This is a genomic window from Streptomyces sp. NPDC008163 (assembly GCF_042956885.1).
GTDB classification, from domain to species: Bacteria; Actinomycetota; Actinomycetes; order Streptomycetales; family Streptomycetaceae; genus Streptomyces; species Streptomyces drozdowiczii_A.
Genome location: NZ_JBIBHG010000014.1, coordinates 160,030 through 172,514, shown reverse-complemented (window position 1 = coordinate 172,514; position 12,485 = coordinate 160,030). Strand labels below are relative to the sequence as shown.

8 protein-coding genes and 1 tRNA gene are annotated in these 12,485 nt (G+C 73.3%); 8 read left to right on the top strand and 1 reads right to left on the bottom strand.

The genetic code is table 11. The annotated features are described in order from the left end of the window. The first annotated feature begins 2 nt into the window (after positions 1-2). From ACFZAT_RS28220 to ACFZAT_RS28195, 6 genes are all read left to right on the top strand, one after another. Positions 3-962: an ABC transporter permease subunit gene (locus tag ACFZAT_RS28220; RefSeq protein ID WP_391268357.1), complete on the top strand. Its 960-nt coding sequence runs from the start codon at positions 3-5 to the stop codon at positions 960-962. Then, complete coding sequence (locus ACFZAT_RS28215; RefSeq protein ID WP_391268356.1) at positions 959-1,807, top strand: ABC transporter permease subunit; 849 nt, start codon at positions 959-961, stop codon at positions 1,805-1,807. Before ACFZAT_RS28220 ends, ACFZAT_RS28215 begins: the two co-directional genes overlap by 4 nt. A 4-nt stretch (positions 1,808-1,811) precedes the next feature. Further along, the gene (locus tag ACFZAT_RS28210) at positions 1,812-3,446 is read left to right on the top strand and encodes a family 20 glycosylhydrolase (RefSeq protein ID WP_391268355.1); all 1,635 of its coding nucleotides are present in this window, start codon (positions 1,812-1,814) and stop codon (positions 3,444-3,446) included. A 306-nt stretch (positions 3,447-3,752) separates the two neighbouring features. Further along, on the top strand, positions 3,753-4,649 hold the full coding sequence (locus tag ACFZAT_RS28205; protein WP_391268354.1) for an FAD binding domain-containing protein: 897 nt from the start codon (positions 3,753-3,755) through the stop codon (positions 4,647-4,649). Continuing rightward, complete coding sequence (locus ACFZAT_RS28200) at positions 4,646-6,088, top strand: 2Fe-2S iron-sulfur cluster-binding protein (RefSeq protein WP_391268353.1); 1,443 nt, start codon at positions 4,646-4,648, stop codon at positions 6,086-6,088. Before ACFZAT_RS28205 ends, ACFZAT_RS28200 begins: the two co-directional genes overlap by 4 nt. After that, the gene (locus tag ACFZAT_RS28195) at positions 6,085-8,421 is read left to right on the top strand and encodes a molybdopterin cofactor-binding domain-containing protein (RefSeq protein ID WP_391268352.1); all 2,337 of its coding nucleotides are present in this window, start codon (positions 6,085-6,087) and stop codon (positions 8,419-8,421) included. Before ACFZAT_RS28200 ends, ACFZAT_RS28195 begins: the two co-directional genes overlap by 4 nt. A gap of 51 nt (positions 8,422-8,472) precedes the next feature. Here ACFZAT_RS28195 and ACFZAT_RS28190 read toward each other — a convergent pair. Beyond that, positions 8,473-8,547 (bottom strand) — tRNA-Cys (locus ACFZAT_RS28190). A gap of 184 nt (positions 8,548-8,731) precedes the next feature. On the opposite strand from ACFZAT_RS28190, the gene ACFZAT_RS28185 reads away from it, so the two are divergent. Both ACFZAT_RS28185 and ACFZAT_RS28180 read left to right on the top strand, forming a co-directional pair. Next, positions 8,732-10,195, top strand: a complete 1,464-nt coding sequence (locus ACFZAT_RS28185) for an MFS transporter (RefSeq protein ID WP_391268351.1) — start codon at positions 8,732-8,734, stop codon at positions 10,193-10,195. 190 nt (positions 10,196-10,385) lie between these two features. Then, complete coding sequence (locus tag ACFZAT_RS28180) at positions 10,386-12,167, top strand: DEAD/DEAH box helicase family protein (protein ID WP_391268350.1); 1,782 nt, start codon at positions 10,386-10,388, stop codon at positions 12,165-12,167. Positions 12,168-12,485 lie beyond the last annotated feature (318 nt).

The following is a 12,485-nucleotide window of genomic DNA, read 5'->3' as shown; positions in this document are numbered from 1 at the left end:
CGATGACCGCCCACAGCACGGCGTACAAAGCACGCCCCACGCCCGCCCCCGCACCCGCCCCGCGCCGCCGGTCCGCCTCCCCGGCCCGGCGGCCGGGCTGGACGCCCTGGCTCTATCTGCTGCCCGCGCTCGTCCTGCTCGGCGGGCTGCTGGTCTACCCGATCTACCAGCTCGGCCTGATCTCCTTCCTGGAGTACACCCAGGCCCAGGTCAGCGGCGGCGAACCGGCCACCTTCCAGGGGTTCGGCAACTACACGGCCCTCTTCGGGGACGGCCAGTTCTGGCAGGTCCTCCTCGCCACCGTGGTCTTCGCCGCCGCCTGCGTCCTGGCCACCCTGTTCGTCGGCTGCGCGCTGGCCGTCCTGCTGACCCGGATACGGGCCGTGCCCCGGCTCGTCCTCATGCTCGCCGCGCTCGGTGCCTGGGCGACGCCCGCGATCACCGGGTCGACCGTCTGGGTCTTCCTCTTCGACGCCGACTTCGGCCCGGTCAACCGGATCCTCGGGCTCGGTGACCACTCGTGGACGTACGGGCGCTACAGCGCCTTCACGCTGGTGCTCCTCGAAGTCCTGTGGTGCTCTTTCCCGTTCGTGATGGTCACGGTGTACGCGGGCATCCGGGCGATCCCCACCGAGGTCCTTGAGGCCGCCGCGCTGGACGGGGCCTCGCAGTGGCGGATCTGGCGCTCCGTCACCGCCCCCATGCTGCGGCCGATCCTGACCGTCGTCACCATCCAGTCGGTCATCTGGGACTTCAAGGTGTTCACCCAGATCTACGTCATGACCAACGGCGGCGGGATCGCCGGGCAGAACCTGGTGCTCAACGTGTACGCGTACCAGAAGGCGTTCGCCTCCTCGCAGTACAGCCTCGGCTCCGCGATCGGCGTCGTGATGCTGCTGATCCTGCTCGCCGTGACGCTGGTCCACCTGCGCCTCGTACGCCGTCAGGGGGAGGAACTGTGAGCCCGGCCGTCCGCTCGCTCGTCCGCCGGCCCGGCCGGCTCGCCGCCGAGGCCGCGGCGCTGCTCATCGCCGCCGCCGTCGCCTTCCCGCTGTACTGGATGGTGCTCTCCGCGTTCAAACCGGCGGGCGAGGTCCAGTCCACGCACCCCAGGCCCTGGACCCTGTCGCCGTCCCTGGACTCCTTCCGGCGGGTCTTCCAGCAGCAGGACTTCGGGCGCTACTTCCTCAACAGCCTGCTCGTGGCCGGGACGGTGGTGGTCGCCTCCGCGCTCATCGCGTTCCTGGCGGCCACCGCGGTCACCCGGTTCCGGTTCCGCTTCCGGACCACGCTGCTGATCATGTTCCTGGTCGCGCAGATGGTGCCGGTCGAGGCGCTGACGATCCCGCTGTTCTTCCTGATGCGGGACTTCGGCCAGCTGAACACGCTCGGCTCGCTGATCCTGCCGCACCTGGCGTTCTCGCTGCCGTTCGCGATCTGGATGCTGCGGGGCTTCGTACGGGCCGTGCCGGACGCGCTGGAGGAGGCCGCGTACATCGACGGGGCCAGCCGCACCCGCTTCCTGTGGCAGATCCTCTTCCCGCTGGTCTTCCCCGGACTGGTGGCGACGAGCGTCTTCTCGTTCATCTCCACCTGGAACGACTTCCTGTTCGCGAAGTCGTTCATCATCAGCGACACCTCCCAGTCGACGCTCCCGATGGCGCTGCTGGTCTTCTTCAAACCCGACGAGAACGACTGGGGAGGGATCATGGCAGCCTCGACGGTGATGACCGTGCCCGTGCTGGTCTTCTTCGTACTCGTACAGCGACGCCTGGTCTCCGGACTCGGCGGAGCGGTTAAGGACTGACGTCATGGCCATGGAACTGATCCCGGCGCCCCGGAGCGCCGACGACCGGGGGCGCTGCGGATGCGTCCTCGACGCGTCCACCACCATCGCGGCGGCCCCCGGCACCGAGACCACCGAACGCTGGCTGCGCGCCACCCTGGGCGCCGCCTTCGGCCTGCCCCTCGCCCCCGGCCCCGAGTCCGCCCCGCGCGCGATCGTGCTGCGCGTCGACGACACCCTGCCGACCGAGGGCTACCGGCTCACCACCCTGCCCGGCGAGGGCGTCGCCATCACCGGCGGCAGCCCCGCCGGGGTCTTCTGGGGCGCCCAGACCCTGCGCCAGCTGCTGGGCCCCGAGGCGTTCCGCCGGGCGCCGGTGGGCGGGGCCGCCGTCCACGGCTTCGGGTTCACCGACATCGAGGACGCGCCCCGCTTCGGCTGGCGCGGCCTGATGCTCGACGTGGCACGGCACTTCATGCCCAAGGACGACGTCCTGCGCTACCTGGACCTGCTCGCCGCGCACAAGCTGAACGTCTTCCACTTCCACCTCAGCGACGACCAGGGCTGGCGCGTCGAGATCAAGCGGTACCCGCGCCTCACCGAGGCCGGCGCCTGGCGCCCCCGTACCAAGTACGGGCACCGGGCCTCCGAGCTGTGGGACGAGACCCCGCACGGCGGTTACTACACCCAGGACGACATCCGCGAGATCGTCGCCTACGCCGCCGCCCGGCACATCCGGGTCGTCCCCGAGATCGACATCCCCGGCCACTCGCAGGCCGCGATCAGCGCCTACCCGGAGCTGGGCAACACCGACGTCATCGACACCTCGGCGCTCGGCGTCTGGGACAACTGGGGCGTCACACCGAACGTCCTGGCCCCCACCGACCACGTCCTGCGGTTCTACGAGGGCGTCTTCGAGGAGATCCTGGACCTCTTCCCGCCGGAGACCTCGCCGTTCGTCCACGTCGGCGGCGACGAGTGCCCCAAGGACCAGTGGAGGCAGTCGCCCGCCGCGCAGGCCCGCATCAAGGAACTCGGCCTGGCCGACGAGGACGAGCTCCAGTCCTGGTTCATCCGCCACTTCGACACCTGGCTCACCGGACGGGGCCGCCGCCTCATCGGCTGGGACGAGATCCTGGAGGGCGGCCTCGCGCCCGGTGCCGCCGTCTCCTCCTGGCGCGGTTACGCGGGCGGCATCGCGGCCGCCGAGGCCGGGCACGACGTGGTCATGTGCCCGGAGCAGCAGGTCTATCTGGACCACCGTCAGGACGGCGGCCCCGACGAGCCGATGCCCATCGGGTACGTCCGCACCCTGGAGGACGTCTACCGCTTCGAACCCGTTCCGCCGTCCCTGAGCCAGGAGGCGGCCCGGCACGTCCTCGGCACCCAGGCCAACGCCTGGTCCGAGGTCATGCAGAACCGGGCCCGCGTCGACTACCAGGTCTTCCCCCGCCTCGCCGCCTTCGCCGAGGTCGCCTGGTCCGCCCTGCCCGCCCCGGACGAACGGGACTTCGCCGGCTTCGAGCGCCGCATGACCGCCCACTACGCCCGGCTCGACGCCCTCGGCGTCGGCTACCGGCCGCCGTCCGGACCGCTGCCCTGGCAGCAGCGCCCGGGCATCCTCGGACGCCCGATCGAGGGGGCACCCCCGAACGTGTGAGCCCGGCCCCGACCCGCTCTCCCGCCACCACGGCCCCTGCGACCGTGGTGGCGGCGGCGTTTCCCGACTGCCGTCCCCGGCAAGGGAGAAAGCCGTACGGAGATGCGTAAGACCGGCAAAGGGCGCCCACTACCGAACCGGCGCGAAAACGGGACCATTACCCTGAACGTTGACGGATACACCCTTCGCGGACCTGCGCGTCGGGCCGGTCCGAAGATGTGCCAGAGTTGCCACGTCCGGGCTTCGAGCACGTACCGTACGGCGAAACAGGCGGGAGCGCCGGGACACCGGGAAGGGGCAGCTGGGTTGACCACGCACGCACCGCAGGCGACGCAGTCCGTGACGCTGCCTGCCTCGCTGGACGAGGCGGTGGCGGCACTCGGCGCCATGCCGGCCGCCGTCCCCGTGGCAGGCGGCACGGACCTGATGTCGGCCGTCAACAAGGGGCTCCTGCGCCCCTCCGGTCTGGTCGGACTCGGCCGGATCAGCGAGCTGCGCGGCTGGCACTACCAGGACGGACACGCCCTCCTGGGCGCCGGCCTGACCCACGCCCGCATGGGGCGGCCCGACTTCGCCGCCCTCATCCCCGCGCTCGCCGCCTCCGCCCGCGCCGCGGGCCCCCCGCAGATCCGCAACGCCGGCACGCTCGGCGGCAACATCGCGACCGCCGCCCCGACCGGGGACGCGCTGCCGGTGCTCGCCGCCCTGGAGGCCGAGCTCGTCATCGCCGGACCCGGCGGCGTCCGCCGCGAGATCCCCGTCTCCCATCTGCTGGCCGGGCGCGAGATGCTGGAGCCCGCCGAGCTGATCGGCTTCGTCCGGGTGCCCCTGCTGCACGCCCCGCAGGTGTTCCTCAAGGCCACCGGCCGCACCGGTCCCGGCCGCGCCACCGCCTCCGTCGCGATCGTCCTCGACCCGGCCAGGCGCGGGGTTCGCTGCGCGGTCGGCGCCATCGCCCCGATGCCGCTGCGCCCGCTGGACGCGGAGCGCTGGATCGCCTCGCTGATCGACTGGGACGGCGCGCGCGGCCTCGCCCCCGACGCGCTGGCAGCCTTCGGCGAGTACGTCGCCGCCGCCTGCATCCCGGACCAGGAACCACCCGCCGACGGGGGAGAGGCGCCACCGCTGCCCCCCGCCGTACTGCACCTGCGGCGCACCGTCGCCGCGCTCGCCCGACGCGCGCTGGGGAGGGCACTGTCGTGAGCAAGGAGAACCCCGCCGAGCAGCAGGGCGGCTGGCAGCCGACCCCGCAGAGCGACTACGACGGCGACGCGACGGCCTTCGTCCAGCTGCCGCCGGAGGACCTGGCGGACATCCCGCTGGCCGCGCCCGGCCACGGCTACACCCCGCCGATGATCCTGCCGCTGACCCCGGCCGCCGACCGCGACCCGGCGGCCACCGGCAACTGGACGGTCCAGCCCCCGGAGCAGCAGCCCGCGCCCGACGCGGTGCACTGGCCCGACCCGAACCAGCAGTCCGGCTACGGTTACCCGCACCCCGAGGAGCAGCAGCACACCGGCTCGTACCAGGAGCCGTACGGTACGGACCAGTCCGCCACGGGTCAGTGGGCGGTGGACACCTCGTCCTGGCCGGCCCCGGCCGCCCCGCTCTCCGACGACTCCGGCGAGCTGTACACCCCGCCCCCCGCCGCCGACTGGTACGCGGACCGCCCGGCCACGCTGCCGGGGGGCGCCCCGGCGCCCTGGGCGGTGCCGGAGGCGGCGCAGGCCGCGGAGCCGGAGGCCGCGGGCGCCCCCGCCGACGCCGATGGACCGGCCGACGCCCCGGCCGGAGGCCCCGCCGGCACGTCGGCCGGCGCCCCTTCCGAGAGCGCTCCCGAGGCGGCGGAGCCCGCCGAGGACGAGCGGCCCGCCCCGGGCCCGGAGGCCGAGGCCGTCGCGGCGGCGGACCCCGGTGCGACGGAGCCCGGCGCCGAGCCCGCGGGGGAAGCGGTGCCGGACGCGGAGGCGCCCGAGGCGGAGGCCGTCCGGCCCGCGGAGGTGCCCGAGGCCCCGGCCCCCGAGGGGCCCCCGCTGCCCAGCGAGCACCCCGCCGCCTCGTACGTGCTGCACGTCAACGGCGTCGACCGGCCCGTCACGGACGCCTGGATCGGCGAGTCCCTGCTCTACGTGCTGCGTGAACGCCTCGGTCTCGCCGGCGCCAAGGACGGCTGCTCGCAGGGCGAGTGCGGAGCGTGCAACGTCCAGGTGGACGGGCGGCTCGTCGCCTCCTGCCTGGTGCCCGCCGCCACGACCGCCGGCAGCGAGGTCCGTACGGTCGAGGGCCTGGCCGTCGACGGCGAACCCTCCGACGTGCAGCGGGCGCTGGCGGACTGCGGTGCCGTCCAGTGCGGCTTCTGCATCCCCGGCATGGCGATGACCGTCCACGACCTCCTGGAAGGGAACCACCGCCCCAGCGAGCTGGAGACCCGCCGGGCGCTGTGCGGCAACCTCTGCCGCTGTTCCGGCTACCGGGGCGTCCTGGACGCGGTCAACGAAGTCATCGCGGGCCGCGAGGCCGCCGCCGAAGCCGCCGCCGAGGAGACCGGGGACGGCGAGCCGGAGGAGCCCCGCATCCCGCATCAGGCGGCACCGGGCGCCGGTAGTGTGCAGGCCCACCAGCAGGACGGAGGCATGGCGTGAGCAACGACGCGGCCGGCGCCACCCCCACGACGATCACCATCCCGTCGCCGGCCGGCCCGGGCGGACCCGAGGCCGAGCAGCCGCGGCTCGGCATCGGCGCCTCGCTGCCGCCGGCCGACGCCCGCGCCAAGACCGAGGGCACCTTCCCGTACGCCGCCGACCTGTGGGCCGAGGGCCTGCTCTGGGCGGCCGTCCTGCGCTCCCCGCACGCCCACGCCCGCATCGTCTCCATCGACACCTCGGCCGCCGCCGAGATGCCCGGGGTGCGCGCGGTCGTCACCCACGAGGACGTGCCGGGCGAGGCCCTGTACGGGCGCAAGGTCGTGGACCGCCCCGTCTTCGCCTCCGACCTGGTCCGCCACCACGGCGAGCCGATCGCCGCCGTCGCCGCCGACCACCCCGACACCGCCCGGCTCGCCGCCGCCGCGATCGCCGTCGAGTACGAGGTGCTGGACCCGGTCACCGACCCGGAGAAGGCGTTCGAGGCCGAGCCCCTGCACCCCGACGGCAACCTCATCCGCCACATCCCGCTGCGCTACGGCGACCCGGAGGCGGCCGGCGCGGTCGTCGTGGACGGGCTGTACCGGATCGGCCGCCAGGACCCCGCCCCGATCGGTGCGGAGGCCGGGCTCGCCGTGCCCCGCCCGGACGGCGGCGTCGAGCTGTACACCGCGTCCACGGACCCGCACACCGACCGGGACCTGGCCGCCGCCTGCTTCGGCCTCGAACCGGAGCGGGTCAAGGTCGTCGTCACCGGGGTGCCCGGCGCGACCGGCGACCGCGAGGACCCCGGATTCCAGCTGCCGCTGGGCCTGCTCGCCCTGCGCACCGGCTGCCCGGTCAAGCTGGCCGCCACCCGCGAGGAGTCCTTCCTCGGCCACGCCCACCGCCACCCGACCCTGCTGCGCTACCGCCACCACGCGGACGCCGAGGGCCGCCTGGTCAAGGTGGAGGCCCAGATCCTGCTGGACGCGGGCGCCTACGCGGACGCCTCGTCGGAGTCGCTGGCCGCGGCGGTCGCCTTCGCCTGCGGCCCGTACGTCGTCCCGCACGCCTTCATCGAGGGCTGGGCCGTCCGTACGAACAACCCGCCGTCCGGCCATGTCCGCGGCGAGGGCGCGATGCAGGTCTGCGCCGCCTACGAGGGCCAGATGGACAAGCTGGCCGCGAAGCTGGGGATCGACCCGGCCGAGCTGCGCATGCGCAACGTGCTGGCGACCGGCGACATCCTGCCGACCGGGCAGACGGTGACCTGCCCCGCGCCCGTCGCCGAACTGCTCACCGCCGTCCGGGACCACCCGCTGCCCGCCCTGCCCAAGGACGCCCCGGAGGACGACTGGCTGCTGCCGGGCGGCCCCGAGGGCGCGGGCGAACCGGGCGCGGTGCGGCGGGGCGTCGGCTACGCGCTGGGCATGGTCCACATGCTCGGCGCGGAGGGCGCCGACGAGGTGTCCACGGCCACGGTCCGGGTCCACGACTCGGTCGCCACCGTCATCTGCGCCGCCGTCGAGACGGGCCAGGGCTTCTCCACGCTGGCCCGGCAGGTCGTCCAGGAGACCCTGGGCGTCGAGGAGGTGCACGTCGCCTCGGTCGACACCGACCAGCCCCCGGCGGGCGCGGCCACGCACGGCCGCCACACCTGGGTCTCCGCCGGGGCGGTCGAACGTGCCGCGAAGATGGTCCGCACCCAGCTACTCCAGCCCCTGGCGCACAAGTTCGGGATGTCCACGGAGCTGCTCCAGATCACGGACGGCAAGATCACCTCGTACGACGGGGTGCTCTCCACGACCGTGTCGGAGGCGCTGGACGGCAAGGAGCTGTGGGCCACCGCGCAGTGCCGCCCGCACCCCACCGAGCCGCTGGACGAGTCCGGGCAGGGGGACGCCTTCGTGGGCATGGCGTTCTGCGCGGTCCGTGCGGTGGTGGACGTCGACATCGAGCTGGGCTCGGTCCGGGTGGTCGAGATGGCCGTCGCCCAGGACGTCGGCCGCGTCCTCAACCCGTCCCAGCTGGCGACCCGCATCGAGGCGGGCGTCACCCAGGGCATCGGCGCCGCCCTCACCGAGAACCTCCGCACCGCCCGCGGCCTGGTCCGCCACCCGGACCTCACCGGCTACGCCCTGCCGACCTCGCTGGACGCGCCGGAGATCCGCATCGTGAAACTGGTCGAGGAGCGCGACGTGGTCGCCCCGTTCGGCGCGAAGCCCGCCTCGGCGGTCCCGGTCGTGACGTCCCCGGCCGCGGTCGCCGCGGCGGTCCGCGCGGCAACGGGCCGCCCGGTCAACCGCCTCCCGATCCGCCCCCAGGCAGCGGTCGCGGCCCCGAAGGGCTGAGGCCCCGCACACGGAAACCGCCCGCCCCCGGACCGGGGGCGGGCGGTTGCGTGGAGACCGTGACCGGATTCGAACCGGTGTAACTCGAGTTGCAGTCGAGCCCCTGAGCCTCTCGGGCACACGGTCCTGCGTGGTGTCGCTGTACCGACCGTAGGGCCGGGCGGAGGGGGGCTCAAGGGTTTCGGGGGCCGTGCAACGGGACTGCCATACGCCGTTCACGATCCAAACGACAGGCTCTAGGTCCAAGGGCCGAGCGCAGGGGCGACCACCGACAGGGTTCATCGGGGGTTTCGCCCCTTACTCTTGGCTCATGACCGCCCTGGAACCGCGTGACGCCGATGTCCCGCGCCTCATCGAAGACGTCGACCCCCCCGCCCCGGAGGGGCCCGTGCTGCCGGAGGGGATCCTCGGGCGGACGTACCGGGCGCTCAGCATCGGCATCGTCTCCGTGGTGTTCCTGATCGCGTTCGAGGCCACCGCCGTGGGGACCGCGATGCCGGTCGCCGCGCGGGAGCTGCACGGCATCCCGATGTACGCGTACGCGTTCTCGGCGTACTTCACCACCAGCCTCTTCGCCATGGTGCTGTCCGGGCAGTGGGCCGACCGGCGCGGCCCGCTCGCGCCGCTGGCCACCGGGATCAGCGCCTTCGCGGCGGGGCTGCTGCTGTCCGGGACCGCGGGCTCCATGTGGATGTTCATCGCGGGCCGCGCCGTGCAGGGGCTCGGCGGCGGGCTGGTGATCGTCGCGCTGTACGTGGTGATCAGCCGGGCCTACCCGGAGCACCTGCGGCCGGCGATCCTGGCCGCGTTCGCCGCGAGCTGGGTCATCCCCTCGGTCGTCGGGCCGCTGGCGGCCGGGAGCGTCACCGAGCACCTGGGCTGGCGCTGGGTCTTCGTGGGCATCCCGGTCCTCATCGTCTTCCCGCTCGCCCTCGCGCTGCCCGAGATCCGGCGCATGGCGTCCGGACCGGCGGACCCGGCGGCGCCGGTGGAGGCGTACGACCGCCGGCGCATCGCGCTCGCGCTGGGCATCTCGCTGGGCGCCGGACTGCTCCAGTACGCCGGCCAGGAGCGGAACTGGCTCTCGCTGCTGCCGGCCGCCGCCGGGGCCGCGCTGCTCGTCCCCGCGATCCGGGGCCTGCTGCCCCACGGCACCTGGCGCGCGGCGCGCGGGCTGCCCGCGGTGGTGCTGCTGCGCGGGGTCGCGGCCGGGTCCTTCATCGCCGCCGAATCGTTCGTCCCGCTGATGCTGGTCACCCAGCGCGGGATGTCCCCGACCCTGGCCGGCCTCTCCCTGGCCGCGGGCGGCGGCACCTGGGCGCTGGGCTCCTACGTGCAGTCCCGGCCCCGCCTGGAACCGCACCGCGAGCCCCTGATGGTCGGCGCCATGGTCCTGGTCGCCCTCTCCATCGCGGCGGCCCCGGCCGTACTGATCAGCTCCGTGCCGGTCTGGACCGTGGCCGTCGCCTGGGCCTTCGGCTGCTTCGGCATGGGCGTGGTGATCGCCTCCACCAGCGTGCTGCTCCTGAAGCTGTCCGCCCCCGAGGAGGCCGGTGCCAACTCGGCCGCCCTCCAGATCTCCGACGGCCTCTCCAACGTCCTCCTGCTGGCCGCGGGCGGCGCCGCCTTCGCGGCCCTCGGCGGCGGCACGATGGACGCCACGGAATCCGCCGCCACCACCTCCCACCCGGCCGCCTTCGCGGTCGTCTTCTTCCCGATGGCGGCGGTGGCCCTGGCGGGGGCCTGGGTGGCGGCGCGGGTGCGGGAACGGTGAGCGGGCGCCGGTCCGGCGCCGTACCGGAGCCGCCGTGTGAGAGCCGTCGCACTTACGTGTCCGGTGGTGCGGTACACGGTGGTGCGGAGCAGCCGCCCCGGTAGGGTGGCCCGGTTGTCGTATCGCGTGCGGAGCCGGTCCGGCCCGTGCGGACAGCGCCCACGTACCCGAGAGACCCGAACCGGAGACCGTGACTACTACCGCCTCCCACCACCTCTCACCCGCCTTCCCCGGCCGCGCCCCCTGGGGCACGGCCGGCAAGCTGCGAGCCTGGCAGCAGGGGGCCATGGAGAAGTACATCCAGGAGCAGCCGCGCGACTTCCTCGCCGTCGCCACCCCCGGCGCCGGGAAGACCACCTTCGCGCTGACCCTCGCCTCCTGGCTGCTGCACCACCACGTCGTGCAGCAGGTCACCGTCGTCGCGCCCACCGAGCACCTGAAGAAGCAGTGGGCCGAGGCGGCCGCCCGGATAGGGATCAAGCTGGACCCCGACTACAGCGCCGGTCCGCTGAGCAAGGAGTACCACGGGGTCGCCGTCACCTACGCGGGCGTCGGCGTCCGCCCGATGCTGCACCGCAACCGGTGCGAGCAGCGCAAGACCCTCGTCATCCTCGACGAGATCCACCACGCCGGTGACTCCAAGTCCTGGGGCGAGGCCTGCCAGGAGGCGTTCGACCCGGCGACCCGCCGGCTCGCGCTCACCGGCACCCCCTTCCGCTCGGACACCAACCCGATCCCCTTCGTCGTGTACGAGGAGGGCAACGACGGCATCCGGCGCTCCTCCGCCGACTACACCTACGGCTACGGCAACGCCCTGGCCGACGGCGTCGTGCGCCCGGTGATATTCCTCAGCTACAGCGGCAACATGCGCTGGCGCACCAAGGCGGGCGACGAGATCGCGGCCCGCCTCGGCGAGCCGATGACCAAGGACGCCATCGGGCAGGCGTGGCGCACCGCCCTGGCGCCCACCGGCGACTGGATCCCCAATGTGCTGAGCGCCGCGGACAAGCGCCTCACCGAGGTCCGCAAGGGCATCCCGGACGCGGGCGGGCTCGTCATCGCCACGGACCAGGAGTCGGCACGCGCGTACGCCAAGATCCTGAAGAAGGTGACCGGCGAGTCGGCGACCGTCGTCCTCTCCGACGAGAAGGCCGCGTCGAAGAAGATCGACAAGTTCAGCCAGGACGACTCGCGCTGGATGGTCGCCGTCCGCATGGTGTCCGAGGGCGTCGACGTGCCCCGCCTGGCCGTCGGGGTGTACGCGACCACCATCTCGACCCCCCTCTTCTTCGCCCAGGCCGTCGGACGCTTCGTGCGCTCCCGCAGGCGCGGTGAGACCGCGTCCGTCTTCGTGCCCACCATCCCGATGCTCCTGGAGTTCGCCAACGAGATGGAGGTCGAGCGGGACCACGTCCTCGACAAGCCCAAGAAGGGCAGCGACGAGGAGAACCCGTTCGCCGAGGAGGACAAGCTCCTCGCCGACGCCGAGAGGCTGGAGGACGAGGAGACCGAGGAGCAACTGCCCTTCGAGGCCCTGGAGTCCGACGCGGTCTTCGACCGGGTGCTCTACGACGGCGCCGAGTTCGGCATGCAGGCGCACCCCGGCAGCGAGGAGGAGCAGGACTACCTCGGCATCCCCGGGCTCCTCGAACCGGACCAGGTCCAGCTGCTGCTCCAGAAGCGGCAGACCCGGCAGATCGCGCACAGCCGGCAGAAGCCCGCCTCCGAGGCCGACCTCCTGGAGAAGCCCGCCCAGGACCGCCCGGTCGTCACCCACAAGCAACTCCTCGGCCTGCGCAAGCAGTTGAACACCATGGTCTCCGCCTACACCCACCAGAGCGGCAAGCCGCACGGCGTGATCCACACCGAGCTGCGCCGGGTCTGCGGCGGACCGCCGAGCGCGGAGGCCACCGCCGGGCAGATCGAGCAGCGGATCAAGAAGGTCCAGGAGTGGGCGACCCGGATGCGGTGACCCGCGTACGGCACCACGGGCCCCGGCACCCTCGCCCGGAGGGGGCCGGGGCCTTGTCGATCAGTGATCCGGACGAAAAAATTTTCACGGTGAGTTAACCACGGTTCACATCCCGTCTACGGAGCGTCGCGGGAGAGTCGGCCGACCTGGACGCGCGTAGATGGGCGATGAACGGTCCGCGCGCCGCTGACCGGCACTTATGCTCGTACGGCGCAACCGGGTTTTCAAGGGCGACCGGATTCTGGACGAGGGCTTCCGCTGAGCGGACTCCCTCGCTACTGTCCAAAAAATGTGAACGCCCCGTGGCAATGTGGCCGC